This is a genomic window from Streptomyces sp. NPDC090445 (assembly GCF_044769385.1).
In the GTDB taxonomy this organism is placed as follows: domain Bacteria; phylum Actinomycetota; class Actinomycetes; order Streptomycetales; family Streptomycetaceae; genus Streptomyces.
This window is the reverse complement of record NZ_JBIVXV010000003.1, coordinates 317,741-343,954: the sequence shown is the minus strand read 5'-3', so window position 1 is coordinate 343,954 and position 26,214 is coordinate 317,741. Positions and strand designations below refer to the sequence as shown.

Below are 26,214 nucleotides of genomic sequence, written 5' to 3'. Positions count from 1 at the left end.
GCGCTCCCGCCCCGCTCCCCCGTCCGGCTCTCCCCTCTCGGGCGCCTCGCGGCCCCGTCCCCGTACGCTTCAGCCAGGAACCCGCATGAGCAGACACCGCACCCGCACCCGGCCCCCCGTCGCCCTGGCGCTGCCCGCGCTCGTCGCCGTCGCCTTCCTGCTGCTCCCGCTCGTCGGGATCCTCGTCCGCACCGAGTGGAGCGACCTCGGCACGCACCTCACCAGCCCCGGTGTGGTCGAGGCCCTGCGGCTCTCGCTCGTCGTGTCGTTCTGGGCCCTCGGCCTCTCCCTGCTCCTCGGGGTGCCCCTCGCCTGGCTGCTGGCCCGCATCGAGTTCAAGGGCAAGGCGTTCGTCCGCTCGCTGGTGCTGCTGCCGATGGTGCTCCCGCCGACGGTGGGCGGTGTGGCGCTGCTGCTGGGCTTCGGGCGGCGCGGGCTGCTCGGGCCGTGGCTGGAGGGCACCTTCGGGATCACGCTGCCGTTCCACACCTCCGGTGCCGTCCTGGCGGCGACCTTCGTGGCGATGCCGTTCCTCGTGATCAGCCTGGAGGGCGCCCTCGGCGGCCTGAAGCGGAGCTACGAGGACACCGCCGCCTCGCTCGGCGCCTCACCGGTGCGGGTGTTCTTCACCGTGACGATGCCGATGGTGGGTCCCGGCCTGGTGGCCGGCGCCGCCCTCACCTGGGCGCGGGCGCTGGGCGAGTTCGGCGCGACCATCACCTTCGCGGGGAACCTGCCCGGCACCACCCAGACCCTGCCCCTGCAGGTCTACCTGCTGCTGCAGGACAGCCCGGAGGCCGCGACCTCCGTCTCTCTGCTGCTCCTGGCGATCGCCATGGCCGTACTGATCGCCCTGCGCGGCCGCTGGACCGGCGCCCCCGCCGCCCGCGAGGCCGCCGCGGCCCGGCCGGCGGAGGCCGAGGAGGCCCCTGCGGCCCCGCCCCTGCCGGCCCGGCCCGGCGGGGGCCCGCTCGCCCCGGCCCCGGGCGCGGCCCCGGGCGCGGCACCGGGCGCGGCACCGGACGAGGCCGGGGCCGAGGGTGCCGGGAGCGGCCCGCCCGGCGGGGGCCGCTGGCCCCTGCACGCCACGGTCACCGGCTTCAACGAGCTCACCCTCGACGCCCCGCCCGGCACCACCATCGCCGTCGTCGGCGAGAACGGCGCCGGCAAGACCACCCTGCTCCGCGCCCTGCTGGGCCTCACCCCGCGCGCCCACGCCGAGCTCCGGCTCGGCGACGCCGACGTCACCGCGCTGCCCCCGCACCGGCGACAGGTGGCCTGGGTCCCGCAGGACGGCGCCCTCTTCCCTCACCTCAGCGCGCTCGCCAACACGGCGTACGGGCTGCGGGCGCGCCGGGTGCCGCGGGCCGAGGCCCGCCGCGAGGCCCGGCTGTGGCTGGACCGGCTCGGCGTCGGCCACCTCGCCCACCGCAAGCCGGGCCAGCTCTCCGGCGGGCAGGCCCAGCGGGTCGCGCTGGCCCGGGCGCTTGCCGCCCGGCCCCGTCTGCTGCTGCTCGACGAGCCGCTGGCCTCCCTCGACCAGGCCACCCGGGCCCACGTCCGGCACATGCTGCGCACGCACCTGGCCGGCTTCGGCGGCGTCTGCCTGATCGTCACGCACGATCCGGTCGAGGCGGTGTCGCTGGCCGACCGGGTGCTCGTCCTCGCCGACGGCCGGGCCCTGCAGGACGCGCCGCCCGCCGAGGTGACCCGCCATCCGCGGTCCCCGTGGGTCGCCAGGATGCTGGGCCGCAACGCCTGGCCGGGCACCGCGTCCGCCGAGGGGCTCGTCCTGCCGGACGGGGGCCGGCTGGTGGTGGCCGAGACGCTGCCGGAGGGCACCGAAGCCCTCGCGATCATCGGCCCGGAGGCGGTGTCCGTGCACCGCGACCGGCCGGGCGGCAGCCCCCGCAACGTGTGGCCGGGCACCGTACGGGAGATCACCTCGGTCGGCAGCCGGCTGCGCCTGCTGGTGGACTCGGCCGCGGTACCGGACCTGGTCGCCGAGATCACCCCCGAGGCGGCCGCCGAACTGGGCCTGGCCGACGGCTCGCCGGTGTGGACGAGCGTGAAGGCCACCGAGGTGACGCTGGTCCGGCTGTGAGGGCCGCGCCCGTCAGCCGGTGACCTTCGCGGTGAGGGCGTCGAGGTTGTCCATGGCCCGCCCGACGCGCTCGTCCGCGGTGAGCGTCTCCTCGTGGCGCCCGCCCCGCAGCTTCGGCCGGCGCTTGCCCCGCATGTAGAGGGAGCAGGCGAGGTCCGCGCAGATGTAGAAGCCGACGCTGTTGCCGTCGCGGCCGCGCGCCCCGGCGAGCGGGGCGACGAGCAGGGAGACGCCGGAGGCGGCGTGCCCGGTCAGGCATATCTGGCAGACGCTGGACTTCAGGGCGCTGGTGCGGTTCGTGCCCGGGACGCGAAGGCTGATGCCGAGGGCGGACCCGTCGGCCGTGGGGCGTACGAGGTGGGCGCGCAGCGGGGCGCCCGGGTCGATCCAGCCGAGGAAGTCGAGGTCCTCCCAGGGGAGTGCGTCGAAGTCCGGCGGGAGCTTCAGCCGGGCCGCCTCGCCCTTGGTGCAGTTCACGAAGGACGAGCGGATCTGCTTCTCGGTCAGTGGTTCCATGGGACGCAACGCTACGTGGCGGTACGCCGCGGGTTCATCCCGTTTTCTCCCGGACCGAGAGCCAGTCCCCGGCGGCGGAGGCGTCCGCCCCGACGAGGACGCGGCTGTCCGCTGCGGCGGGCACCGCGACCTCGGGCACGCCCTCGGAACGGCCGACCGCGAAGGCGGGGGCGCCGACGGTGATGAGCGCGGCGTGCTTGCCGCTGGTGCGCCGGAACTCGGCGAGCAGGCGCTCCCACAGGGCCGCCTCCTTCCGGTCGACGGTCTGCGGTGCGTGGCGCTGTACGACGGCCAGCGCGCCGGTGTCCGGCTCCTCGGCGGCGGCCGCCAGGGCGGTGCGCAGGGCGCGCAGCCGGGTCAGGCCGCCTCCGGCCAGAGTGCGGCGGGCGGTGTCGAGGGTGAGGAAGCGGACGCCGCGGTGGACAAAGGGGGCGCGGGGGGCTCCGGTGAGGACGAAGTCGGCGCGCAGGCCCCCCGCGTCCGCGCCCGTGTCCGCGTCCGCGGCGGTGCGCGCCGGGGTCGGGGCGGCGGGGGCGACGGCGAACCGCCAGGGCCGGGCCCGGACCGCGGCCTCGCCGGCCAGGATCGGGTCCCGGACGGCAGCCGGCTCCGCGGCCCGACCGGTGGGCGGGGTCCGGGCGCCGAGCGTGTCCAGGAGCAGCCGGGCCGGGCGGGCCGCCGCAACGGCGGAGAGCCGGGTGAGGGTGAGCGGGGGCTGCGCCGTCACGGGCAGCGGCAGTGTCACCTCCCGCCAGCCGGTCCAGTCGACGGCGGGCCCGGGCACGCTGACGGCGGCTCCGTCGGCGTCGGTCAACTCCACGCTCGGCCGGGCCCCGGAGCCGTCCCCGCCGACCCAGAGCGTCAGCGACCGGGCGAGCTCCGGGACGGGCAACGGCCGCGGCGGGGCGGCGGACCCGCGGTCGGCCGGCCCGGACAACGCCAGCGCCAGCCCGCGCCCCCGGTGTCCGTCGGCTGCCGGGGCCGCGCCGGGCCCGGTCCAGGCCGCGGCGTCATCGAGGCCGGTCAGGGGCAGGTTGGCCAGTCCGACGCCGAGGGCGATTTCGACGGCAGCCGGGACGCCGGCGGGCGCCGGCCCCGCGACGCCACGAAGAGAGCCGGGCCCCGGCCCTCCGGGACCCGCCCCGGCAGGACCCACGCCGGCAGGGCTGGCCGCGGCGGGATCCACGCCGGCAGAGCCTGCTCCGGCGGGACTCCGCCCGCCGGGACGCGGGCCGGCAGGGGCGTGTCCGTCGGGGCGGGATCGGGCGGAGCCTGGTGCGGGGCCGGCCGGGGTGGGTGGGCGGAGGGTGGCGCGGAGGGTGCCCGTGGCTCGGGCGGTGAGGGCGGTGACCGTGAAGCCGCCCCGGCCGTCGTCCTTGACGCGCCACTGCGACCGGTCGAACTGCAGGGCCACGTCCCGCGGTTCGACCACCGCGGACGCTCCGTCCACGTCCCGGCCGAGCAGCCGGAACCCGGCGCTCTCCCCCCGTTCGGCGAGGCCGATGCGGGTGCGGGTGGGCCGGATCCGGGTGAGCGGGCCGAGGACCTCCAGGCGCAGTTCCCCCTGCGCCTCCGCGCGCCGGGCGTGCACCGTGGCGCGGCCGGGGCGCGCGGCCGCCCGGAACACCCCGGCGGGGCCGATCGTGCCGTTCCCCGCGGCGGACCAGGCCGGTTCGCCCGCGGCCGGGCCGAGCGCGGCGTCGTACCCGGTGGCGGTCAGGGTCCGGGTCAGGCCGGGGAAGACCCGGGTGAGGGCGGGGTCCTCGGTGGTGCCGCCGGCGGGTTCGACGCGGTAGCCGACGGGTCGGCCGGAGCCCGTCGGGGCCGTGAGGACGAGGCCGTTGGCGACCGGGCGCGGGAATCCGTCCGACGGGGTGTTCTCCAGGGTCGGGGCCGTCGCCCCGGCCCGTGCGGCGAGGAGGGTCGAGGAGCCTCCGCCGTCGAGGTTCAGGGCCTCGTACGCGCCGTTGCGGTGCATCAGCCGGCCGAGCCCGGTCAGGGTGAGGCCGCCGCTGTCGCGCCGGCGGCCGTCCACGGTGACGATCCGCATCTGCCGCCCGTCGCGCGAGAATCCGACTGCGGTGCGCGGGGCGGCGGTGTTGTTCGCCTTGCCGTCGTGGTTCTGCGGGGTTCCGGCCACGACGAGGGGCTCCCGCCCTCCGACGGCCGTCACCGGGGCGGGCCCGGCCTTCGGCAGCGGGCGGGCGGTCACGGCCACGGCGTCGCCGGGGCGCAGGGCTGCGAGTTCCGAGACGGCGGCGGTGCCGGTGGCGGTGAGCAGGGTGGTTCCGGGGTCGGGGCGGTCGGGCCGTCGGCGCCGCTCGGGGCGCTCGGCGTGCCGTGCCCGTACGGAGGCGTCGGCCGTGACCCGGCCGTCCCGTACGGCCACGACCGCGCCGACGACGGGCAGCGCGGCCCCGGGCCAGTCGGCGGTGTACGCGGCGAAGCCGTCGGCGGACGGCCGGGCCGCGTTGTAGCCGGCCAGCGGGCGCACCGCGCCGCCGGGGAGGGTGATGCGGCCGTCGAGGCCGATGCGCTGGATCCGGCCGGAGGCGTCGGCGCCGAAGGCCACGGCCCGGGCGGGGCCGGGCCCGGGGCCCGCGGAGTGCAGGAGCCGGCCCGCGGCGATGCCGGGGCCGAGGGGGGCGCCCGTGCCGCGGGCGTCGAAGAAGTCGCCGTTCACGGCGGCGACGACGCGCCGCCCGGGCCCGGCAGGGTGCGCGGCGGCGGCCTTCGCGACGGTGGCCGCGCCGCGCCCGCCGAGGTACTCGGCCCGCACACCGCCACCGCCACCGCCTGCGCCTGCGCCGAGTTCGACGACGAGTTCGTCGATCCGCAGCCAGCGGTCGGCCTCCAGCCGGTCGTAGGACTCCAGCCGGATCCCGGGGGCGACCTGGCGGACGGCCCGCGCGATCTCGATCCCGTCCTCGGCCACGGCACCGGCGGCCCGGGCAGGACCGGCGCCGCAGGCGAGGGCGGAGACGACGAGAACGGTCACCAACGAGGTCACCAACGAACGGACGGCGTTCGGCACGCAGGCAGCATCACCCGGCCCGCCCCCGCCACGGCCCGAACCCCCGGCCCCACCCGGGAGTCCACCCGTCCGGCCCCGCCCCGCCACCCGCCCCGCCACCCGCCGCTGCCGCGGCCGCCATGACAGCAGCGGTCACGGAGCCGGCGGGGGCTCCGGGACGATGAACTCGCACCATACGCATTTGCCGCCGCCCCGCGGTTCCACGCCCCACTCCCGGGCCAGGCGTTCCACCAGGAGCAGGCCGCGGCCCGAGACCGCCCAGTCCCCGGCTTCCCGCCGGTGCGGCAGGGCGCTGCTGGAGTCCTCCACCTCGACGCGGATCCGGCCTTCCGCGGTCATGCGGAGGCTGACGTGGCCGCCGCCGTCGGTGTGCACGAGGGCGTTGGTCATGAGCTCGTCCGCCGCCAGCTCGATCTCGTCCGTCAGCTCCTCCGCCCCCCAGGCGGCCACGGCCGCCCGGATCAGGTGGCGGGCGGTCGCCGGACCTTCGGAGTCGCCGGGGGCGAGCCGCAGCCGCATGGGGCCGCCGCCGCGCGGGGTGGGGGTGCCGCGGCGGCGGAGCAGGAGCAGGGCCATATCGTCCCGGCCGCCCTGGTCACCGCGGAGGTCGCACAGGGTGTCGGCGAGTTCCTCCACGTCGACCGGCCCGGCGCAGACCGCCTCCATGAGGGCGCGCATGCCCTCCTCGCGGTTCTTGGTGCCGGGTTGTTCCAGCAGGCCGTCCGTGCACAGGACGAGGGTGTCGCCGGGGTGCAGTTCGAGGCTGGTGACGGGGTAGCCCGTGCCGCCGGGGCCGGCCGACGGCCGTGTGTTCGGCGGCAGTCCGAGCGGGGCTCCGCCGGCCATCGGGACGGGGTGGCAGGTGCCGTCGCCGCGCCGTACGACGGGGTCGTGGTGGCCGGCGCGGACGAGCTGCAGCATGCCGGTGCCGAGGTCCATCTCGGCGTACGTGCAGGCGGCGAGGCGGTCGGTGGCGAGGTCGCGGAGGAAGGCGGAGGCGCGGGCCATGGCCGTGCCGGGGGTGTGGCCCTCGGCGGCGTAGGCCCGCAGGACGATCCGCAGCTGGCCCATGATCACGGCCGCGTCCGTGTCGTGCCCCTGGACGTCCCCGATCATGACGCCGACCCGGCCGTCGCCGAGCGGGACCACGTCGTACCAGTCGCCGCCGATCTTCTGCCCGGCCCGTGCGGCCCGGTAGCGCACGGCGATCCGCGTGCCGGGCACGTCCGGGATCCGGCGCGGCAGCATGGCCCGCTGGAGGCCCTCCGCCAGGTCGTGCTCCTGCTCGAAGAGGATGGCCCGCTGGAGGCTCTGGGCGATGCCGCTGCCCAGCGCGACGAGCACGTTGCGCTCCTCGTCGGTGAAGTCGCCGTCCCGCTCGTACAGCAGGCCGAGTGCGCCGATGGCCCGGCCCTGCGCGATCAGCGGCAGGTAGACCCCGCTGTGCACGGTCAGCGGCTCGATGTACTGCCACAGGTCGGGGTAGCGGACGCGGAAGTCGTCGCGCGAGTCGATGAACACCGGCTGGAGGTTCCGTACGGCCTCGCTCATCGGGAACTGCGCGTCGGTGCGGGTGTACTCGAGCTCCGGTACGTGCGTGCCCAGCCGCCCCTCGGCGACCAGGTGGATGCGGCCGCCGTCGACGATGCCGAGCATCACGCTGACGGCGCCGAGGTGGCCGAGGGCCTCCGGGTCCTTCAGGACGTCCGTCACGTCGTTGACGGTGCGGGCGTGGGCCAGGATGGCGGTGGTGCGCTCGACGACGCCGGTCATCCGGCGCCGGCCCTCGGCCCGCTCCCCGCCCGCGCCGGGGTCGCCGGGGTCGTGGGCGGCATCGCGGAGGATCCCGATGATCCGGTACGGGCGGCCGGCCTGGTTGCGCAGGATGTGGCCCTGGATGTGGGCCCACGCCCGGGATCCGTCGCGGCGGCGGATGCGCACGTACGCCCCGTAGTGGCTGCGCCCGTCCTTGAGTGCCTGGGCCACGCGGGCGTCGAGCCGAGCCTCCTCGGGCGGGGCCATGCGCCTGCGGAGCCCGGCGGGGGTGCCGCTGAACTCGTCCGGGCGCAGGTCGAGCACTCCGAGAGCGGTGGAGTCCAGGTACATCCGTCCACTGTCGAGGTCCCAGTCGAAGGTGCCCATGTGGTTGAGCGCGAGACTCATGTCCGGTTGCGCGGGCCAGTCGACCTCGGGGCTCGTTCCCCTTTCGGCCATGCAGCCAGGGTCTCACCAAACGGCGCCGGGCGCGGGTGCGGCACGGGCGGGACAATCCGGATATGGGTGAGCCTCGGGTCGTGGTGCAGCGGGAGATGGCGGCCCCCGTCGAACGGGTGTGGCGGGCGCTGACGGATCTGGAGTCGATGCCCGGCGTGGTGTCCGGCGTGGACGCGGTGGAGGTGCTCACGCCCGGCCCGTTCCGGGTCGGCACGCGCTGGCGCGAGACCCGGCGGATGTTCGGCAGGCAGGCCACCGAGGAGATGTACGTGACGGTGTGCGACGCGCCGGAACGCTACGTCGCCGAGGCCGACCACGCGGGCATGCACTACGTGTCGGAGTTCCGGCTCGACGCACGGGCCCCGGGGCGGACGGCCGTGACCATGACGTTCTCGGCGGCTCCGGTGGCTCCGGCGGCGCGCGGGAAGCGGCCGGGCCTGTTCATGCGGCTGCTGAACCGGCTGGGGACGAAGGCCGTGGCCAAGGCCGTGATGAAGGACCTGTCGGACGTGGCGGCGTCGGTCGAACGGGACGAGCCGGACGAGCGGGAAGCGGGGCCGGGGGCGGCGGGGCCGCCGCCCCCGGCCGGCTGAGCGCGGACGTGGCGCACCGGCGCGGTACGCACGCGCCGGCGCGCCCGCCGACCGGCGGTCACGGGGGCGACGCGGCCGGCGAGGGGACCACCGGGGCCACGGAGGGGACGACCTGAGGCGGGGACGGGGCGACGGGAGGCGGGGTGGGGGCCACCGGGGGCGGGGGCGACGGGCTGGCCGCCGGTGCGGGCTTGCTCGGGGCGGGGGTCGGTTCGGGCGTGGCGGGCGGGGACGTGGCGCCCGCGGGACTGCCGGTGTCCTCGGGCGTGGTGGTGTCCTTGGGGGTGCCGGTGTCCTTGGGGGTGCCGGTGTCGGTGGGCCTGCCCGTGTCCTTGGGGGTGCCCGTGTCGGTGGGCTTGCCGGTGCCGGTCGGGGTGCCCTTACCCGTGGGGGTGCCCTTCGGGGTGCCGGTCGGGGTGCCCGTGGGGGTGCCGGTCGGCGTTCCGGTGCGTGCGGGGCTCAGGGAGGCCTCCGGTGTCGCGGGAGGCGTGGGAGGCAGCGGCGGAGGCGGGACGGGCCGGTCCCGGTCCGCGGGTCCCCTCGGGTGGCCGGGTCCCCGCTCGTACCAGCGTCCGGTGCGCTGGTCGTAGATGGTGACCTTGTCGATGGGCTTGGTCGCCGGCTGGACCACCACCACGTTCTGCGGCCGGTACGCCGCCCACGGCGCGCCCTGGCGCGTCGAACCGGCCCGCAGCGGCACCGGCTCGCCCAGCGGGTTCCCGCAGGCGCAGCGCACCCGGGGCACGCCGCGGCCGTCCACGAGGACGGCGGTGCCGGCCTGGAGCACGGCCTGGTAGGGCACCGGGCGGCCGTCCCGGTAGCCGTGGTTGGTGACCCGGGTGTCGTTGCGCAGGGTCACCGAGGTGAGCGAGCGCAGGTAGCCGGGCACGGCCGACGGCTCGATGCCGAGCACCTCGGCGAACGCCCGGTTCCTGTCCGGCTCGGCGGCCAGCAGCCGGACCTGCTTCTCGATGTCGCAGCTGGCGACGTTCCGGGTGCCGCCGTACAGGGTCGGGGTCGAACCGGTGACCGCCCGCGCGGTGATCGGGCCCGTGACGGTGGCCCGGGGCGGAGGCGGCGGCGTGGTCGCGGCCGGCGGCGCGGGCTCGGTGACCGTGGACGCGGTGTACGGGTCCTGGCCGTGGGCCGCGGTGGACTCCAGGAACAGCTCGCCGCCCGCCTGGGGCGGGCCCGAGGGGCGGGTCAGCACCACGGCGAGCGCCACCACGGCGGCCACGGCCACCGCGGCGGTGACCAGCCGGGGTATGGACCGCCACCAGGGAGCGGGGGGTTCGCCGCGGCCGGGCGGGGGCGCGGGCGGCTCACCGCCCCCGGAGCCGTCCCCTGAGCCGCCGCCGGAACCGTCCCAGCGCCCTCCGCCGCCCGGTCCGCCACCGCCGGTTCCGCCGGCTCCCGTCCCGCCGGCCCCGGTTCCGGCCGGGGTGTCGATCACGGTGGGCGGGCCCTCGCGGCCCCGCGGGTCCGCGAGCGGGCCTGCGGGAGGTCCTGTGGGGCGCTCTGACGGCGGTGTGCCGGACGGCTGTGTGGTCACGGGCGTTCCCTGTCCCAGGCGGAGGGGACGCGGGCTCGGTCCCCGGGTCGGCGTTCCACGCTCCCCTTCCTCGTCTCCTCGCTCCTCGCGTCGTCGCTCGTCGCTCGTCGTCAGGACATTTCCTGATTTCGGTCACTCCTGCGGACCATTGTGTGCGGTCTCCCGGTGGTGCCCGCAAGCCGGGGCTGCCTACGGTGGCGCTGTGAGCCGTACGTCCCGGGGTCCCCTGCGGGCTTGGCGCGACGCCCTCGCCGCGGTCGTGGCGGGGTTCGCCGCGATGGCCGCGGTGTCCGCCGCCGGCCTGGCGTGTGCGGGCGCCGCGGACCTGCCCGGCGGGGCGTACCCGCGCGTGGTGGCGGCCGTCGTGGTGCTGGCGGCCGGCGGGTCCGTCGAGGTGACCGGCGGGGCCGGCTTCCTGGCCGACGCCGACGCGAGCCTGTCCGTGCTCCCCCTCTCCGTGAGCCTGGCCGGGGCCCTCGCGGCCGGCTCGCTCTTCCTGCACCCCCTGCACAACCGGGCGGTGGCCCGGCCGCGCGAGCTCCTCGCCCACGCCGTCCCGCTGGTCCTGCTGTGGCTGCTCGCCCTGACCGGCACCGCGCTCCTGGCCCGGCAGTCGTTCGCCGTCTCCACCGGCGACTCCCCGATCGGGGACCTCGCCGAGATCTTCGACGCGGCCCCGACGGTCGGCTTCCGGGCCGCCGTGCCCGCGACCCTCTTCTTCGGACTGCTGTGGATCCTGGGCCTGTTGCTGGTGGCGCTGCTGGTCTCGCGCCGGGCTCCGCTCCCGGCCCGGCTCGTCCGCTTCCACACGGCGGTGCGGCCCGCCGCCTTCGCCACCGTGGCCCTGCTCCTCGCGTACGTCGCCCTGGGTGTCGTGGTCGGCCTGGTCGTGGCCGCCACGCGCGGCCACGCCGACCGGACCGTCGCCGTGATGCTGCTCGGCCTGCCGAACCTCGCCTGGCTCGCGCTCACGCTGGGCTTCGGCGGGGCCTGGGACGGCCGGGTCGAGGGGCCGTTCGGCCTGCCCGTGCCGCAGGTGCTGGACGCGGTGCTGCGCGCGTCCGGGTCGGGAGCCTCCGCGGACACCTCCTCGGTCGACGTGGCCGCCCTCGCCGAACACGAGGCCTGGGTGTGGTGGCTGGTGCCGCTCGCCGCCGTCATGCTGCTCGGCACGGGCTTCCTGACCGCCGTACGCTCCCCCGCGCACGTCCGGCCCGGGCAGCACGCCCTCCACCTGGGGGCCGCCTTCGGGCTCGCCGTCCTGGCGGTGTGTCTGCTGGTCTCGATGGAGGCCCGGTTCGGCCTGTCCCTGCTGGGCCTCGGCGACGTGTCCGGGCTCGGCGGCACGGTCGAGCTGCGCGCGGTGCTGTGGCGTACCGTCGGCCTCGCGCTGCTCTGGGGGGCGCTCGCCGGCTTCCTCGGCGGCCTGCTGGCCCGTCCCGTCCACCGCCGGGGGCTCGTCGAACCGCCGTCCGCGGCCACGGGCCGCTGACCGCCGGCGGCCGGTGACCACCGCGGGCCCGTGCCCTCCCCGTCCGTCAGCCCGTCTCGTCCGTCAGCCCGTCTCGTCCGCCGGGGGGATGACCCGCGTCGGGTCGAGATCGGGGTCGTGGGGGGTCCCGCCCGCTGCCCCGGCCGCGGCATCCTCCCGTACGCCGCCCGCCGCGGCCCCGCCTTCGCCGCCGCCCGGTCCGGCCTCCGCATCCTGGGCGGCATCCGCGCCCGCGCCTGCGCCTGCGCCTGCGCGTGCGTTCGGTTCGCCGGCGGCCGCGTACGGCGCCAGGCGGCTCCCGTCGCCGTACATCCAGTGCCCGGTGGACTCGTCGTACAGCCAGACGGCCTCCCCGTCGACCACCACCCCGGCCCGCATGCCCTTGGTCCCGCTGCGGAACCCCTCGCCGTCCAGCCGTCCCGCGGCCAGTTCCTCGACCGCGCGCCGGTAGCGGTCCAGGACGCCCGCGCTGCGCGCGATCAGCGGGCGCGGGTCGTCGGTGCGGGCCGTCGGCTGCCCGCCGGTCGGCGGCGGCTGCGGTACGGAGACCAGCAGGCGGCCGTCCACCCAGGCGGACCAGCCGTTGGCGCAGAGGATCTCCCCCCACTCCCCGCGCCGGGAGAGCAGCTGGACGGGGAGGAAGGCGTCCAGGGACGCGGTGGGCCGGGAGACGTCGGGCGTCTCCCAGGCGGGCAGTCCGTCCTGGGGCACCACATGGGTGGGCCGGAAGCCGGCGACGGCTCCGTAGTCCTGGGGGATGGGGCTGGCCATGGCGCCTGCCGCTACTTCCGCATGATCGCGGGCTCGTGGCGGCGCAGCAGCCGCACGACCAGGACGCCGAACAGCACGGACAGGGCGGCCAGCATGCCGAGGTCGAGCAGCCACACGTCGGCGCGGTGGGCGAAGAGCGGGTCGTCGGCGAGGTCGCCGGGGACGATCGCGCCGAGGTCGATGGTGCCGGCCATGGCGCCGAGGGCCCAGCGCGAGGGGACCAGCCAGGCGAGCTGGCCGATCACGGGGACGCCGTCGAGCTTGAGCAGGGCGCCGCAGAAGACGACCTGGACGATGGCGAGGAGGACCAGCAGCGGCATGGTGACCTCCTCCTTCCTGACCAGGGCGGAGACCAGCAGGCCGAGCATCATCGCGGTGAAGGACAGCAGCGCGACGGCGAGGGTGATCTCGGCGAGCGGCGGCAGCAGGACCCCTTGCCCGCCGGGGGCGTTGGTGTCGACGCCGTACAGCCCGACGAGGGTCAGGACCACGGCCTGGGCGACGGTGACGGCGCCGAGCACCAGCACCTTGGACATCAGGTAGGCGGATCTGGACAGGCCGACGGCCCGTTCGCGCCGGTAGATGACGCGCTCCTTGACGAGTTCGCGTACGGCGTTGGCGGCGCCGGTGAGGACTCCGCCGACGCAGAGGATCAGCAGGGCGTTGATCGCGGTCTCCCGGGTGAGGGAGCTGCCGGCCAGGGCGCGGGCCATGGCGCCCATCACGAACGGCAGCGCGATCATGATGACGAGGAAGGTGCGGTCGGCGCTGAGCGCGGCGGCGTAGCGGCGCATCAGGATGGCCAGCTGGGCGCCCCAGCTCTGGGCCTTGGGCGGGGCGGCGGCGAAGCCTGCCGGCAGCTCGGCGGTGTCGTGCACTCCGGCGCCGGGCCGGTGGGCGGGGCTCTGCACGTAGCGGTGGTGGTGGGCGGAGGCGCGGTACTCGCCCGCCCAGTCGCGGCCGCGCTGCGTCTCGAACGCCTCGAACGCCTCGGGCCACTGGTCGAAGCCGAAGAAGGCGAGGGTGTCCTGCGGGGGCCCGTAGTAGGCGATGCGTCCGCCGGGGGCGAGGACGAGCAGCCGGTCGCAGACGTCGAGGCTGAGCACGCTGTGCGTGACGACGATGACCGTGCGGCCGTCGTCGGCGAGGCCGCGCAGCATGTGCATCACGGAGCGGTCCATGCCGGGGTCGAGGCCGGAGGTGGGTTCGTCGAGGAAGAGCAGCGAGGGCTTGGTCAGCAGTTCCAGGGCCACGGAGACGCGTTTGCGCTGGCCTCCGGAGAGGCTGTGGATGGGCTGGTCGGCGCGCTGGTGCAGGCCGAGCTCGTCGATGACCTCGTCGACGCGGGCCTGGCGTTCCGCCGGGGCGGTGTCCTGCGGGAAGCGCAGTCCGGCGGCGTAGGTGAGGGCGCGGCGGACGGTGAGCTGGGTGTGGAGGATGTCGTCCTGGGGGACGAGGCCGATGCGGCTGCGCAGTTCGGCGTAGTCGTGGTAGAGGTCGCGGCCGTCGTAGAGGACGGTGCCCCGGTCGGCGGGGCGCAGGCCGGTGAGGGCGCCGAGGAGGGTGGACTTGCCGGCGCCGCTGGGTCCGACGACGGCGAGCAGGCAGCGGGCGCCGACCGGGAAGGAGACCTCGTCGAGGAGGGTCTTGCGGCCGCGGTCGACGGCCACGGAGAGGTCCTGGACGTCGAGGGAGACCTCGCCGGTGTCGACGTACTCCTGGAGGCGGTCGCCGACGAGGCAGAGCGCGGTGTGGCCGATGCCGATGATGTCGCCCTCGGCGACGGGGGCGACGCTGACGCGGGCGCCGTTGAGGTAGGTGCCGTTGTGGCTGCCGAGGTCGGCGATCTCGTGGGTGCCGTCGGCGAGGGCCCGGAGTTCGGCGTGCCGGCGGGAGACGACCAGGTCCTGGATGACGAGGTCGTTGTCCTGGTCGCGGCCGATCCGTACGACCGCGCGCGGGGGCAGCGGGTGGACGCCGGCCGGTTCGCGGAAGGTGCTGGTCAGGGACGGTTCGGAGACGGAGTCGGGCCGCCGGGCGGCCTGCGCGGGGGGCGGGGGCACCGGCGGCGGGAACGCCGGAAGGTGCGCGGTCGGCGGGTCCGGTGTCGCGGGCGGGGTGCGGCCGAGGACGCGGACGCGGGGTCCGTCGAGGGCGTTGCCGAAGCGGAGCTCACTGCCGGCGCCGATGTTCCGTTCGTGGATGCGGTGGCCGTCCGCCCAGGTGCCGTTGGTGCTGTTCGCGTCCGCGACGGTCCAGTGGTCGCCGTCTGTGCGCAGGACCGCGTGGTGCCAGGAGACCCGGGCGTCTGCGAGGCAGACGTCGCAGAGCGGGTCGCGGCCGACGTGGTAGGTCCGGCCCGGGAGCATCGTGGTGGAGCCCGTGTCGGTCTCCAGGACGAGCTCGGGCGCGGTCGGCACACCGGGGCGCTGGACCATGGGCCGATTGTGACACGGCCCGAACCTGGCGGCATAACCGCAGGTCAGCGCGGCGTTATGGGTAATGACAACGGTCCCCGTTGCAGCCTTTGCCCATTGCTTCACAGTGCGCTTCACTTCACGCGTCGGAACCGAACAGACGGGGGACGCCATGGGCGTGCACGACCACGATCACGATCATGCGGGGCGGGGCCGGGACGGCGACCACGCCCATGCATCCGGCCACGACCGCGTCCGCGGGCAGAGCGGCCACGACCACGGGCAGGGCCACGACCACGGGCACGGGCATGCCGGGCACAGCCACGGCGTGTCCGCGGACGCCGACCGGCGCTGGCTGGCCATCGCGCTCGGCCTGATCGGCGCGTTCATGGCGATCGAGGTGGTCGTCGGCATCATCGCGCAGTCGCTGGCCCTGATCTCCGACGCCGCGCACATGCTGACGGACGCCGTCTCGATCGTCCTCGCGCTGATCGCGATGCGGCTCGCGGCCCGCCCGGCACGCGGTGGCTACACCTTCGGCCTCAAGCGTGCGGAGATACTGTCCGCCCAGGCCAACGGGCTCACCCTGCTGCTGCTCGCGGTCTGGCTGGCGTACGAGGCGGTCCAGCGGCTGATCGACCCGCCGCCGGTGGCGGGCGGGCTGGTCCTGGTCACGGCGCTCGCGGGCATCGCCGTGAACGTGGCGGCGGCTTGGTGCATCTCCAGGGCGAACCGCTCCTCGCTCGCCGTCGAGGGGGCCTACCAGCACGTCCTGAACGACCTGTTCGCCTTCATCGGCACCGCCGTCTCCGGTCTGATCGTGCTGACCACCGGCTTCGTACAGGCCGACGCGATCGCCACGCTCGTGGTGGTGGCACTGATGGTGAAGGCGGGCTACGGGCTGGTCCGCGAGTCCGGCCGGATCTTCCTGGAGGCCGCCCCGGCGCACATGGACCCGAACGCGGTCGGCGACCGGCTGGTCGCGCACCCCCCGGTGACCGAGGTCCACGACCTGCACATCTGGACCATCACCTCGGGCCAGGCGGCGCTGTCGGCACACGTGCTCGTCGAGCCGGCCGGCGACTGCCACGCCGTGCGCCGGGACCTGGAGCGGCTGCTCGCGAAGGAGTACGCGATCACACACACCACGCTGCAGGTGGACCACGCGCAGGAGGCCCTGCTCACGGTCGGCCGCGCGGGCGACCCGGCCGGCGCGCACTGCGCGGACGCCCACGGCCCCGTGCACAGGGAGGGCCCGCACGACCACTGAGGTGCGGGCACCGGCGCCGCACGGGCACTGGTGTGCGGCCCGTTGCCGGCCGTCCGGCGGGGCATACATGCGGCCATGACGAACAAGCGAAGCGCCGGGCTGCTCCTCTTCCGCGAGGCGGCCGGGCCGGGAGCCGCCGGCCCTGCGGCCGCCGGGCCGGGGGTCGAGGTGCTCCTCGGGCACATGGGCGGCCCGTACTGGGCGAACCGGGACGACGGCGGCTGGGCGATCCCCAAGGGGGAGTACGAGGAGGACGAGGCCCCGCTGGACGCGGCCCGGCGGGAGTTCACCGAGGAGATCGGGCTGCCCCCGCCGGAGGGCCCGTACCTGCCGCTGGGCGAGGCCCGGATGCCCGGCGGGAAGCAGGTGGTGATCTGGGCCGTGCGGGCGGACCTCGACCCGGCGCTGATGGTGCCCGGGACCTTCACCCTGGAGTGGCCGCCCCACTCGGGCCGCGTGCAGGAGTTCCCGGAGCTGGACCGGGTCGGCTGGTTCGCGCCGGAGGCTGCCCGGGCCAAGCTGATCAGCTCTCAAGTGACCTTCCTGGACCGGCTGTTCGGGTTACTGGAAGGTTGACTTGACCTCGGCTTGCCAGCAAACCCCACCCGAGCGGACATTGCACTCATGACGAGCGTCGTGCTGGTGGGAACCCTGGACACCAAGGGTGTCGAGTACGGCTGGCTGCGCGAGGGGCTGCGGCGCGCCGGCATCGAAGTGGTCATGGTCGACACGGGCGTCATGGGCGAGCCCCGCGTGCCCGCCGACGTGCCGCGCGCCGAGGTGGCCCGGGCGGCGGGGGCCGACCTGGCCGGGCTGCGGGCGGCCGCCGACCGGGGTGCGGCCGTGACGACGATGGCCAGAGGCGCGGAGGCGACCCTGTTGCGCCTGCACGCCGAGGGCCGGCTGCACGCGGTGCTCGCCATCGGCGGCAGCGGAGGCACCTCCATCGCCACCCGGGCGATGCGCGCACTGCCGCTGGGCGTACCGAAGGTGATGGTCTCCTCCATGGCGTCCGGGGACGTGTCCCCGTACGTCGGATCCTCGGACATCACGATGATGTACAGCGTGGTGGACATAGCGGGGCTCAACACCATCTCGGAGCCGGTCCTGGCGAACGCCGTGGCGGCCGTCGCCGGCATGGCCCGGGCCCGCGAGCGGGCCGGCCCGGCCCTGCGCCGCCCGGCCCCGCTGGGCTCCGGCTCCCGCCCGCTGGTCGCGGCGAGCATGGCGGGCGTGACCACGACCGGTGTGGACGCGGCCCGGGAGCGGCTGACCGCACTCGGCTACGAGGTCCTGGTCTTCCACGTCAGCGGCACCGGGGGCCGCACCCTGGAGACCCTCGCCGGGCAGGGCGTGTTCGCGGGCGTCCTCGACCTCACCCTCAGCGAGATCGCGGACGACCTGTGCGGCGGCATCCTGACCGCCGGCCCCGACCGGCTCACCGCGGCCGGCCGGGCCGGAATCCCCCAGGTCGTCAGCCTCGGGGCGCTGGACATGGTCAAGTTCGGGCCGTTGGAATCCCTTCCCGAGCGGGCGCGGTACCGGCGGGTCCGCGTGCACAACCCGTCCATCACGGTGATCCGCACGACCGAGGCGGAGTGCGCGGAGCTCGGCCGCCGGGTCGCGGCCAAGCTCCGCACGGCGACCGGCCCGACCGAGGTCTGCGTCCCGCTGCAGGGCCTGTCCACCCTGGGTGCGCCGGGCGGCCCGTACCACGACCCGGCCGCGGACCGGGCCCTGTTCTCGGCGCTGCGGGAGGGGCTGCGGGGCAGCGCCGCCGCCGTCCGCGACTACGACACCCACATCAACGACCCGGCCTTCGGGCGGGCGGCCGCCGACCGGCTGCACGCCGTGATCCGGGCGGGGCGGGCCGCAGCCTGAGGCCCCCGGCCGGATTGGGAACCGGCATCGGCGGAAACCGTGTCCCTGGGGACGGCCGATCGCGCCGCGACCGGGCCTCAGGGCACGGCGACGCCGGCGGACAGGGGGCAGACGATGACGAACGGCTGGACGGTGCCCGGCTACGCGCACGTCCGGGAACTCGGATCCGGCGCCAGCGGACTGGTGGTCCTCGCCGTCCACGAGGCGACCGGCACGCCCGTCGCGGTGAAGTACCTCGCCGACCGGATGCGCCAGGACCCGGCGTTCGCCGCCGGGTTCCGGGCGGAGGCCCGGCTGCTCGGCGGGCTGGACTCCCCGTACGTGGTCCGGCTGTACGAGTACGTGGAGGCGCCCGGCGGGGCCGCCATCGTGATGGAGCTGGTCGACGGGATCTCGCTGCGCGCCGTGCTCAAGCAGTCCGGGCAGACCGATCCCGAGGCGGCGCTCGTCGTGCTGAAGGGGTCGCTGCTCGGGCTGGCGGCGGCGCACCGGGCGGGCGTCGTCCACCGCGACTACAAGCCGGAGAACGTGCTGGTCACGGCGGACGGCTTGTCCAAGCTGGTGGACTTCGGGATCGCGGTGCGCCGCGACACGACCCCGGGGGTCGCCGGCACTCCGGCGTACATGGCGCCCGAGCAGTGGCAGGGCCGGCCGGCCACGCCCGCGGCCGACGTGTACGCGGCGACGGCCACCTTCTTCGAGTGCCTGACCGGGCACAAGCCGTTCCCCGGGCAGAACCTCGGGGAGCTCGCGGTCCAGCACGTCGAGGCGCCCGTACCGGAGGGCGAGGCCCCCGAGCCGGTCCGCCCGCTGATCCGGCGGGGCATGGCCAAGGCTCCCGAGCAGCGGCCGGAGAACGCCGAGGCGTTCGTCGCGGAGCTGGAGCGGGCCGCGCTGGCCGGGTACGGGCCGGGGTGGGAGGAGCGCGGCCAGCGCAAGCTGGCGGCGCTGGCCGCGTTGTTACCCCTGCTGTTCCCCTCCGCGGGCGGCCCGGCCTCCGGGGCCACGGCGGTGGCGACGACCTCGCTGGGGCGGGGCTCCGGCTGGGCGCCCGGGCGTCGGGGCACGATCGCGGCGGGCGCGGCGCTGGTGCTGGGCGTGGTGGCCGGACTGACGGCGAGCGCGTCGGGGGGCGAGCCCGGCGGCGCCGGCGCGGTCAGGTCCTTCGCCACGTCGAGCCCCGCACCGCCGGGATCGGCCTCCGGCCCGCCAAGCCCGTCGCCGACCACTCCGGAATCCCCGTCCCCCTCGCCCTCGCCCTCCCCCTCGCCCTCGCTGTCGCCATCGCCATCGCCGTTGCCGTCGGCGTCCCCGAGCCCGACCCCGACCCCGACGCGTTCCACGCGACCGAGCCCGACCCCGGGGCCGAGCCGCTCGGTGACGGTGCCCCCGGCGAAAACGACTCCGCCGCAGCCCACTCCCCCGACGAAACCGCCGACGTCGCCGCCCACCCCGGCCCCCGCCCCGGTCGTGTCCGCGGTCGAGGTGAGCCTGTCCCAGACCGGCGACGCGACGGGCCGGGCCGACATCGCGATCAAGGCTTCCGGCACGGGCAAGGTGAAGGTCACCGTGCGGTGGTACACCGGCGACGACGAGGACCCGTTCTCCGAGCCCGACGGCACGACGGAGTACGACTACACCGTGGGCTCGGGGACGGTGGCGGCCCTGGCGGCGAACGCCCCGCTGACGCACACCTTCCACGGCGGGGGCTGCGGCTGGGGCGTCCGGGTCACGACGTCCCCCGCCGCCGGCACGGGCCCGGCAACCGACAGCCTGCTCACGAGGAGGTGCCACCCCGCATGAGCGACGACGAGTACAGCGCAACCGTGCTCGGCAGCCACTGGATCAGCGGGCCGCCGCAGCCGCAGGACGCCGCCCCGGACCGGGTCGAGGGCTCGGTGATGCGGTTCGGACCGGGGGTGACGGCGGCCGTGCCGGCCCCGTTCCCGGTGGTGGTCCCGCCGCGGCGGCGCAGCCGCGAATGGCGCCGCTACACCCTCGCCGGAGCCGTGCTCCTCGCCGTGCTGGCCTACCTGGCGTGGCAGCGGTTCGGGCCGGGGCTGGAGGTGCGGGGCCTGGCCGTGGGGACCGCGACCGGGGAGAACCCCGGCTGCGGCGCCACCGCCGACGTGGTGGCAGTCGTACGGACCAACGGGCGCCCGGGGACGGTGACGTACCGGTGGATCCGCAGCGACGGAACCCACTCGGAGCAGCTCACGGAACAGGTGCCCCGGGGCCGGGACGAGGCCCGGCTGCACCTGCTGTGGACCTTCCGCGGCCAGGGCACCTACCCGGCCACCGCCGAGATCCAGGTCCTCTCCCCCGCCCGGCGCACGGCGACGACCCGGTTCACGTACCACTGCGCCGGCTGAGCCGCGTTCGGGACCAGGGCCCCGATCCCCTCACCCCGCGCCGAGCCGCACCGTGCGCGTGCTGCTCGGAGGCACGCGCTACGAGGCGGGCCGGGGCAGGCGGATGACGGCGTGGCCGGTGTCGAGGTCGACCCGGGAGCGGGGTGGGGCGCCGTCCTCCTCGTCGTCGCGCATCACGAGGGCGCTCTGCCGCTCCTTCAGCTCGTTCTGCTTGCCCGGCGAGAACGATGCGTGCAACTGCTCGAAGCCGGTGGCGGAGACCTGGCCCTGACGGCCGTTCCACCGCCAGGGCAGCAGGCCGGCCCGGCCCGCGCGCACCAGCGCCAGGTCGAGGAAGGCCATGGCGGTGAGGATCAGGGCCAGCCCCGGCAGGGTCATGAAGAGGACGAACGCCATGGCACGACCGTAGCCGACCCGCCTATGGCGCCCAAGGGGCGGCCAGTGGCGGGCGTTCTCGCCCGGCGGTGCACAACTGCGGGTCGGGGGAGCGTCCGTGCCGTCCATAGACTGGGGTCTTCCGCCCGAGGTGCCCAGCGAGGATCCGATCCGTTCCATGACTTCCGACATCACCGCAGGCCGCCGGCGGATCCTCGTGTGGCTCATACCGGTCCTGTGGACGCTGGGGTTCGGGCTGTGGGGGCTGTCCCGGCAGGACAGCGTGTGGCGTGACGAGGCGGCGACCTGGCAGGTGGCGGCGGGGCGCTCGGCCGGCGAGATCTGGCGGATGCTCGGGAACGTGGACGCCGTGCACGGGCTGTACTACCTGCTGATGCACGGCCTCTTCGAGGTGTTCGGGGCGAGCACGGCGACGCTGCGGCTGCCGTCGGTGCTGGCGGTCGCGGGCGCCGCGGCGTGCACGGCGCTGATCGCCCGGCGGCTGGCCGGGTTCTGGGCGGGGCTGGGCGGCGGGCTGGCGCTGCCGCTGCTGCCGGCCGTGCAGTTCTATCTGCAGGAGGGCCGGCCGTACGCGCTGGTCGCGGCCGGGGTCGCGGTGTCGACGCTGCTGCTGGTGTCCCTGCTGTCGGACGGGGCGGACGGGCACAGCGGGCGCGGCGGGCGCGGCGGGCAGAGGCGGCGCGTGTGGCCGCGCTGGACGGCGTACGGGCTGACCGTGCTGGTGTGCGCGCTGCTGAACTGGCTGTCGCTGCTGGTCCTGCCCGCGCACGCCGCGACGCTGTGGTGGGCGGGCGCGGGGCGCGGGCTGCTCGGGCGCTGGGCGGCCGCCGCGGCGGGGGCGGTGGCGGGGGCGCTGCCGCTGGTCCTGTTCAGCCGGGGCCAGTCCGATCAGGTGTCGTGGATTCCGCCGCTGACCTGGCACATGATGATCGGCCCGGGGATCCTGCTGGCGGTCGGCGGGCTGGGGGCGTGGCTGGACCGGCCGCGGGCGGGCCGGCTGTCGGCGGCGGCGGTGGGCCTGCCGCTGCTGGCGGTGCCGCAGCTGGCGCTGATCGGGATCTCGCTGGCACAGCCCCTGTTCCTGGACCGGTACGTGCTGTTCAGCATGGTCGGCCTCGCGCTGCTGATCGGTGCCGCGCTGGGCGCCGCCGTGCGGGCTGCCGCGCCCCGGTTCCCGCGGGCGGTGCGGCTGCTGGTGCCGGGCGTGGTCGGGGTCGCGGTGGTGGCGCTGCTGCCGGTGGCGCTGGCGAAGCGGGCTCCGGCGAGCCGGGTCGACGACGTGCTGGCGGTGTCCGGCGAGGTGGCCCGGCTGAAGCGGCCGGGGGACGCGGTGCTGTTCGTGCCGGCAGCCCGCCGGGACACGGCACTGGTCTCCCCCGGCGCCTTCGCGGGGCTGGCGGACGTCGCCCTGGAGCGGGATCCGGTCGCCTCGGCGACGCTCAAGGGCGAGGAGGCGGAGCCGGCGCGGATCCGGGCGGAGCTGCTGCGGCAGCGCCGGGTGCTGCTGGTCACGGACTCGGCGAAGGTGGCCAAACCGTCGGGCGCGGCGCGGGACGCTGCGAAGGCGGCCGTGCTGAAGGAGCACTTCCGGGTGGTGGAGGACCGGCAGGTCCGGGGCCGCCGGGTGACGGTGTACGAGCGCCGTTAGCGCGGCCGCCGGGCGGCGCGTGCGGGGTTCGGGGCGCGGGCGGCGGGGCCCGGGCCGGGATTCACAGCGGATTCATATGGAATAACGGGCTCCGGTCATAGTTTCGGCGGGGAGGCTCGGAACATGATCCAGCGCATGCGCGTGCATCTCCGACCGGCCCGCCGCTCCGCCGTCCGCCGGACCTCCCGGACGCTTGCGGCGCTGGCCGCGATGGCCACCCTGCTGAGTCTGAACGTGCCGGACGCCGGCGCGGTCCCGCCGCTGGGCGTGACGGCGCGGGCGATGCCCGACGCGGCGGCGGCCCGGGTCGGGCCGCTGTTCGCCCGGGGCCTCGGCGGGGGCCACTTCTGCACCGCCGCCGTGGTCCGCAGCGAAGGCCGCGATGTGATAGCCACGGCCGCGCACTGCATGGGCGACCCGCAGAACACGGTCTTCGCACCGGGCTACCGCGACGGCAGGGCCCCGTACGGGCTGTGGCGGCTCACCGGCGTGTTCGTGGCGCCGGACTGGACGGGCGGCGAGGACCCGGACGCCGACCTGGCCTTCGCCACGGTGGTCCCGGTGGACGGCGGGCACGGCAGGTCCGTCGAGGACGCGGTGGGCGGGTTCCCGGTGGCCGCCGGACAGCCGGACGACGCTGCGGTGACGGTCATCGGCTACCCGAGCACCGAGGACGCCCCGCTGAGGTGCGGGAACACCACCGCCCTGTACTCCGGGACCCAGCGCCGCATCGACTGCCCCGACCTCGGCGGCGGCACGAGCGGCAGCCCGTGGCTGGTGGACGGGGCCGTGGCCGGGGTGCTCGGCGGCCACGAGGGCGGGGGCACGGATCCGGACGTCTCGTACAGCGCGGTGATGGGCGACCGGGCAGTGGAGCTGTACCGGGAGGCGGCCGACGCGGACTGAGCCGCGGGCCGGGACCGGGGGGCCTGTCCAGGGCCGGGGGCGGTGCGGTTACTCCGGGATGCCCTCCGGCACCCATGCCGGGGCGCCGCCCCGCCGGTCCGCCGGGATCTCCGCCGGCCCGGCCGGGACCTCCTCGGGGAGGTCGCCGGCGGGTGCGAACCAGGTCGGCTCGTCGCCCAGGGCCCGGCGGACGCGGTTCAGGCCGAACCGGTCCAGCGGGGGCAGCGCGTCGGGCGCGAACCAGGCCACTTCCAGCGATTCCTCGTCATTGGCGCGTGCCTCCCCGCCGGTGGCCCGGCAGCGGAAGGTGATGTCCTGGAACTGGCAGACGTCGCCGTTGGGGTAGGTGACGGGCTCCAGCATCTCGACCAGCACCACGCGCTCCGGGACGCACCGCACGGCCGTCTCCTCGTACACCTCGCGCACGGCGGTGTCGGCGGGCTGCTCGCCCGGCTCCGCGATCCCGCCGACGACGGCCCACCGGCCGGTGTCGGAGCGCCGCCCGAGCAGCACGTGGCCGCGGTCGTCGACGACGATCGCGGTCACGGCGGGCAGCAGGAGCAGCCGGTTCCCGGCGTGGGCTCGGATCTCGCGGATGTACTCAGGTGTGGTCATGCCCCGACCTTACGAGGCCGGCCTCGCGGGGCCGGCGCCGCCGCACCGCTCAGGCGGCGCTGCGGCGGGCGCGGACGCGGCGTGCGAGGACCCAGCCGAAACCGCCGGCGGCCAGCGCGAGCAGCGCGTACTCGGGCAGCGGGCCGAGGCGGGTGGCGGGGGTCTCGGTGGAGCGCAGCGGGATCTCGGCGACGAGGGCGTCCGCGGTGAACATCTCGGTCTGCTGCACGACCTTGCCGTCGGGGCGGATGACGGCGCTGACGCCGCTGGTGACGGGGACGAGGACGGTGCGGCTGTGCTCGACGGCGCGGACCCGGTCCATGGCGAGCTGCTGGTAGGTCATCTGGGTCCGGCCGAAGGTGGCGTTGTTGCTCGGTACGGCGATGACCTGGGCGCCGGCTCGGACGGTGGAGCGGACGGCGTCGTCGAAGGCGGCCTCGTAGCAGGTGACCATGCCGATGCCGCTGCCCGCCATGTCGAAGACGCCCGGCTCCTTGCCGGGGCCGAAGTCGCGCTGCACGCGGTCCACGTCGGCGCTGAAGATCCGGACGACGGACCGCATGGGGATGCGCTCGCCGAAGGGCTGGATCTTGCGCTTGTCGTAGGTGTGGGTGGGGCCCTTGGCCGGGTCCCAGAGGATCATCGTGTTGCGCAGCGGGCCGGTTTCGGGGGCCAGTACGGAGCCGATCGCGACGGGCACGCCGATGGCCTTGACCGCGTTGTCGATGACCCGGTGGGCGTCGGGCTGGGTGAACGGGTCGATGTCGGAGGAGTTCTCCGGCCAGACCACGAAGTCGGGCCGGGGGGCGCGGCCGGCCCGGACGTCTTCGGCGAGCTGGATCGTGCGCTTGGCGTGGTTGTCGAGGACAGCGCGGCGCTGGGCGTTGAAGTCGAACCCGGCGCGCGGCACGTTGCCCTGGACCACGGCGGCCGTGGCGGTGCCGTCCTCGGCGGCGTCGGAGACCAGCGGGCGGGCGGCCAGGGCCGTGCCGACGGGAGCGGCAACGGCGAGGGCGGCGAGCGCGGCGACACCGCGGCGGGGGTGGCGGAGGGCGGTGCGCAGGGCTTCGTACAGGCCGAATCCGCACAGGGCGATGCCGAAGGAGAGCAGCGGGGTGCCGCCGAGGGCGGCGATCGGCAGGAAGATCCCGTCGGCCTGCCCGAAGGCGAGCTTGCCCCAGGGGAAGCCGCCGAAGGGGGCGCGGGCGCGCAGGGCCTCGCCGGCGGTCCACGCGGCGGCCCCCCACAGCGGCCAGGCGGGGAGCCGGCTGACGAGGGAGATGCCGAGGGTGGCGACGCCGATGAGGAGGGCTTCGAGGGTGGCGAGGGCGATCCACGGGACCGGGCCGACCCCCTCGCTGGTCCAGACGAGCAGCGGCAGCAGGAAGCCCAGCCCGTGCAGGACGCCCAGGCCGAAGCCGGCGCGGGCGCGGCGGCCGTGGAGGCAGCCGGCGAGCACGGCGAGGGCGACGGGGGCCAGCCACCACAGGGGGCGGGGCGGGAAGCTGAGGTAGAGCAGCACGCCGGAGGCGGCGGCGAGGGCCGCGCGGACGGCAGCGGCGGCCTTCCGCCGGTGCGGGCGGCCGCCCGCGGGCGCGGCGGCTTCGGCTCCGGCGACGGCTTCCGCTCCGGTGGCGCGGGGCTCTTCGGTGACACTGCTGCTCATCTGGCGGAGTGTACGTGGCCGGGCCGGGGAGGCGCCGGTCGGCTGCGGTTCGGCAGCGCCCCGAAGGGGCGCGGGGAACTGCGCGACCAGCCACTACGGGCCCGCATCCGATCGCCGGCCCATCACGGCACCTCCCGCGGAGCGCTCGGCTCAGCCGGCCAGGGCGCGCAGGTGGGTGCGGATGACACGGACGGCGTTCTCGGCGTCGTCGACGGTGACGGTGAACACCTTGCCGTCCCCGAGGTGGAGGGCGAGGCCCTCGCCGCGGCGGACGATGATGGCGGTGCCCTTCTCGGGGCGCCAGCGGTGGCCCCAGCCGCCCCACTGCTGCGGGGTGATGTGCGGGAGGTACTCGGCGGAGGTGACCTCCGCGAGGCGGACCCTGCGGCGGGGCAGCCCGATGTGGCCGCAGCGCACCTCGATGGCCTCTGCGTCGATGGTGACGGCGACCTGCACGAAGGCGAGGGTGCCGTAGAGGATCAGGACGCCGACGGCGAGGCAGCCGACGATCGCCATCAGCAGGGGCACGATGCCCGAGCTCCACGGGGCGTCGACGGCCAGCTCGATGCCGAGGGCCAGCGCGGCGGCGCCGGCCGCGGCCAGTACCCATTGCGCGCGGTTGGTTGCCCGGCCCGTCCAGAGCGGACCAGGAGGGTGACCCGTCATGAGTAGCAGCGTACTCACGTTCCGCATGTGCGCCACCGCCTCTCGCCCGCGTCCCGCCGCGCCACGTCCGCGTCTCGTCCGCGCCTCGTATGTGTCCCGCC

At 76.2% G+C, this 26,214-nt stretch carries 20 protein-coding genes and 1 pseudogene; 10 read left to right on the top strand and 11 right to left on the bottom strand.

Annotated features, from left to right (window positions below; translation table 11 throughout):
- Positions 1–85 precede the first annotated feature (85 nt).
- Positions 86–2,104 (top strand): ABC transporter permease, encoded by a 2,019-nt coding sequence (locus ACIQUT_RS09665; protein ID WP_403561208.1) that lies wholly within the window; start codon positions 86–88, stop codon positions 2,102–2,104.
- Between the two features lie 12 nt (positions 2,105–2,116).
- Here the strand turns inward: ACIQUT_RS09665 and ACIQUT_RS09660 are convergent, their stop codons facing one another.
- The 3 genes from ACIQUT_RS09660 to ACIQUT_RS09650 form a co-directional block, all read right to left on the bottom strand.
- A complete protein-coding gene (locus ACIQUT_RS09660) occupies positions 2,117–2,620 on the bottom strand; it encodes an FBP domain-containing protein (RefSeq protein ID WP_403561206.1) in 504 nt (167 codons plus the stop codon).
- A gap of 34 nt (positions 2,621–2,654) precedes the next feature.
- Positions 2,655–5,618, bottom strand: coding sequence for a phosphodiester glycosidase family protein (locus ACIQUT_RS09655; RefSeq protein ID WP_403561204.1), 2,964 nt, complete (start codon positions 5,616–5,618; stop codon positions 2,655–2,657).
- Positions 5,619–5,786: 168 nt separating this feature from the next.
- Entirely contained in the window at positions 5,787–7,868 is a 2,082-nt protein-coding gene (locus ACIQUT_RS09650; RefSeq protein WP_403561202.1) for a SpoIIE family protein phosphatase, read from the bottom strand.
- A 62-nt stretch (positions 7,869–7,930) separates the two neighbouring features.
- Between ACIQUT_RS09650 and ACIQUT_RS09645 the strand changes: the two genes are divergently transcribed.
- Positions 7,931–8,461 (top strand): SRPBCC family protein, encoded by a 531-nt coding sequence (locus ACIQUT_RS09645; protein WP_403561200.1) that lies wholly within the window; start codon positions 7,931–7,933, stop codon positions 8,459–8,461.
- A 58-nt stretch (positions 8,462–8,519) separates the two neighbouring features.
- On the opposite strand, the gene ACIQUT_RS09640 is transcribed toward ACIQUT_RS09645, so the two are convergent.
- Positions 8,520–10,013 (bottom strand): DUF6777 domain-containing protein, encoded by a 1,494-nt coding sequence (locus ACIQUT_RS09640; RefSeq protein ID WP_403561198.1) that lies wholly within the window; start codon positions 10,011–10,013, stop codon positions 8,520–8,522.
- A gap of 202 nt (positions 10,014–10,215) precedes the next feature.
- Here ACIQUT_RS09640 and ACIQUT_RS09635 point away from each other — a divergent pair, with 202 nt between their 5' ends.
- Positions 10,216–11,505, top strand: coding sequence for a streptophobe family protein (locus tag ACIQUT_RS09635; RefSeq protein WP_403561196.1), 1,290 nt, complete (start codon positions 10,216–10,218; stop codon positions 11,503–11,505).
- Between the two features lie 63 nt (positions 11,506–11,568).
- Here ACIQUT_RS09635 and ACIQUT_RS09630 read toward each other — a convergent pair whose 3' ends face one another.
- The 3 genes from ACIQUT_RS09630 to ACIQUT_RS09620 all read right to left on the bottom strand — a co-directional run bounded on the left by ACIQUT_RS09630 (position 11,569) and on the right by ACIQUT_RS09620 (position 15,003).
- Entirely contained in the window at positions 11,569–12,276 is a 708-nt protein-coding gene (locus tag ACIQUT_RS09630; RefSeq protein WP_403561194.1) for a hypothetical protein, read from the bottom strand.
- A gap of 11 nt (positions 12,277–12,287) precedes the next feature.
- A complete protein-coding gene (locus ACIQUT_RS09625) occupies positions 12,288–14,714 on the bottom strand; it encodes an FHA domain-containing protein (protein ID WP_403561192.1) in 2,427 nt (808 codons plus the stop codon).
- A gap of 118 nt (positions 14,715–14,832) precedes the next feature.
- Positions 14,833–15,003, bottom strand: a complete 171-nt coding sequence (locus ACIQUT_RS09620; protein WP_403561190.1) for a hypothetical protein — start codon at positions 15,001–15,003, stop codon at positions 14,833–14,835.
- 18 nt (positions 15,004–15,021) lie between these two features.
- On the opposite strand from ACIQUT_RS09620, the gene ACIQUT_RS09615 reads away from it, so the two are divergent.
- From ACIQUT_RS09615 to ACIQUT_RS09595, 5 genes are all read left to right on the top strand, one after another.
- Positions 15,022–15,963, top strand: coding sequence for a cation diffusion facilitator family transporter (locus ACIQUT_RS09615; protein WP_403561188.1), 942 nt, complete (start codon positions 15,022–15,024; stop codon positions 15,961–15,963).
- 75 nt (positions 15,964–16,038) lie between these two features.
- Positions 16,039–16,539, top strand: a complete 501-nt coding sequence (locus ACIQUT_RS09610; RefSeq protein ID WP_403561186.1) for an NUDIX domain-containing protein — start codon at positions 16,039–16,041, stop codon at positions 16,537–16,539.
- A 48-nt stretch (positions 16,540–16,587) separates the two neighbouring features.
- A complete protein-coding gene (locus ACIQUT_RS09605) occupies positions 16,588–17,844 on the top strand; it encodes a Tm-1-like ATP-binding domain-containing protein (protein ID WP_403561184.1) in 1,257 nt (418 codons plus the stop codon).
- Positions 17,845–17,958: 114 nt separating this feature from the next.
- Positions 17,959–19,647 (top strand): serine/threonine-protein kinase, encoded by a 1,689-nt coding sequence (locus ACIQUT_RS09600; protein WP_403561182.1) that lies wholly within the window; start codon positions 17,959–17,961, stop codon positions 19,645–19,647.
- Positions 19,644–20,216, top strand: coding sequence for a hypothetical protein (locus ACIQUT_RS09595; protein WP_403561180.1), 573 nt, complete (start codon positions 19,644–19,646; stop codon positions 20,214–20,216). The genes ACIQUT_RS09600 and ACIQUT_RS09595 overlap by 4 nt, the downstream gene beginning before the upstream one ends.
- Positions 20,217–20,294: 78 nt before the next feature.
- Here ACIQUT_RS09595 and ACIQUT_RS09590 read toward each other — a convergent pair whose 3' ends face one another.
- Positions 20,295–20,612, bottom strand: a complete 318-nt coding sequence (locus tag ACIQUT_RS09590) for a DUF6191 domain-containing protein (protein ID WP_403561178.1) — start codon at positions 20,610–20,612, stop codon at positions 20,295–20,297.
- A gap of 157 nt (positions 20,613–20,769) precedes the next feature.
- Here ACIQUT_RS09590 and ACIQUT_RS09585 point away from each other — a divergent pair, with 157 nt between their 5' ends.
- Together ACIQUT_RS09585 and ACIQUT_RS09580 are read left to right on the top strand one after the other, a co-directional pair.
- Positions 20,770–22,260, top strand: coding sequence for a hypothetical protein (locus ACIQUT_RS09585; RefSeq protein ID WP_403561176.1), 1,491 nt, complete (start codon positions 20,770–20,772; stop codon positions 22,258–22,260).
- A gap of 135 nt (positions 22,261–22,395) precedes the next feature.
- Entirely contained in the window at positions 22,396–23,166 is a 771-nt protein-coding gene (locus tag ACIQUT_RS09580) for a trypsin-like serine peptidase (protein WP_403561174.1), read from the top strand.
- A gap of 144 nt (positions 23,167–23,310) precedes the next feature.
- Here ACIQUT_RS09580 and ACIQUT_RS09575 read toward each other — a convergent pair.
- The 3 genes and pseudogenes from ACIQUT_RS09575 to ACIQUT_RS09565 all read right to left on the bottom strand — a co-directional run.
- A pseudogene (locus tag ACIQUT_RS09575) lies at positions 23,311–23,781 on the bottom strand (NUDIX hydrolase); the annotation flags it as partial.
- 49 nt (positions 23,782–23,830) lie between these two features.
- Positions 23,831–25,447, bottom strand: coding sequence for an apolipoprotein N-acyltransferase (gene lnt / locus ACIQUT_RS09570; RefSeq protein ID WP_403561172.1), 1,617 nt, complete (start codon positions 25,445–25,447; stop codon positions 23,831–23,833).
- Positions 25,448–25,597: 150 nt separating this feature from the next.
- Positions 25,598–26,113, bottom strand: a complete 516-nt coding sequence (locus ACIQUT_RS09565) for a hypothetical protein (RefSeq protein WP_403561170.1) — start codon at positions 26,111–26,113, stop codon at positions 25,598–25,600.
- Positions 26,114–26,214 lie beyond the last annotated feature (101 nt).

Excerpts from the sequence above, each read along its gene's own strand:
- ACIQUT_RS09600 (WP_403561182.1), top strand. The coding sequence starts at position 17,959 with ATGACGAACGGCTGGACGGTGCCCGGCTACGCGCACGTCCGGGAACTC.
- ACIQUT_RS09590 (WP_403561178.1), bottom strand. The coding sequence starts at position 20,612 with ATGGCGTTCGTCCTCTTCATGACCCTGCCGGGGCTGGCCCTGATCCTC.
- ACIQUT_RS09650 (WP_403561202.1), bottom strand. The coding sequence starts at position 7,868 with ATGGCCGAAAGGGGAACGAGCCCCGAGGTCGACTGGCCCGCGCAACCG.
- ACIQUT_RS09565 (WP_403561170.1), bottom strand. The coding sequence starts at position 26,113 with ATGACGGGTCACCCTCCTGGTCCGCTCTGGACGGGCCGGGCAACCAAC.
- ACIQUT_RS09610 (WP_403561186.1), top strand. The coding sequence starts at position 16,039 with ATGACGAACAAGCGAAGCGCCGGGCTGCTCCTCTTCCGCGAGGCGGCC.
- ACIQUT_RS09585 (WP_403561176.1), top strand. The coding sequence starts at position 20,770 with ATGACTTCCGACATCACCGCAGGCCGCCGGCGGATCCTCGTGTGGCTC.
- ACIQUT_RS09660 (WP_403561206.1), bottom strand. The coding sequence starts at position 2,620 with ATGGAACCACTGACCGAGAAGCAGATCCGCTCGTCCTTCGTGAACTGC.
- ACIQUT_RS09665 (WP_403561208.1), top strand. The coding sequence starts at position 86 with ATGAGCAGACACCGCACCCGCACCCGGCCCCCCGTCGCCCTGGCGCTG.
- lnt (WP_403561172.1), bottom strand. The coding sequence starts at position 25,447 with ATGAGCAGCAGTGTCACCGAAGAGCCCCGCGCCACCGGAGCGGAAGCC.
- ACIQUT_RS09630 (WP_403561194.1), bottom strand. The coding sequence starts at position 12,276 with ATGGCCAGCCCCATCCCCCAGGACTACGGAGCCGTCGCCGGCTTCCGG.
- ACIQUT_RS09580 (WP_403561174.1), top strand. The coding sequence starts at position 22,396 with ATGCGCGTGCATCTCCGACCGGCCCGCCGCTCCGCCGTCCGCCGGACC.
- ACIQUT_RS09645 (WP_403561200.1), top strand. The coding sequence starts at position 7,931 with ATGGGTGAGCCTCGGGTCGTGGTGCAGCGGGAGATGGCGGCCCCCGTC.
- ACIQUT_RS09595 (WP_403561180.1), top strand. The coding sequence starts at position 19,644 with ATGAGCGACGACGAGTACAGCGCAACCGTGCTCGGCAGCCACTGGATC.
- ACIQUT_RS09605 (WP_403561184.1), top strand. The coding sequence starts at position 16,588 with ATGACGAGCGTCGTGCTGGTGGGAACCCTGGACACCAAGGGTGTCGAG.
- ACIQUT_RS09625 (WP_403561192.1), bottom strand. The coding sequence starts at position 14,714 with ATGGTCCAGCGCCCCGGTGTGCCGACCGCGCCCGAGCTCGTCCTGGAG.
- ACIQUT_RS09620 (WP_403561190.1), bottom strand. The coding sequence starts at position 15,003 with ATGCCCGTGCCCGTGGTCGTGGCCCTGCCCGTGGTCGTGGCCGCTCTG.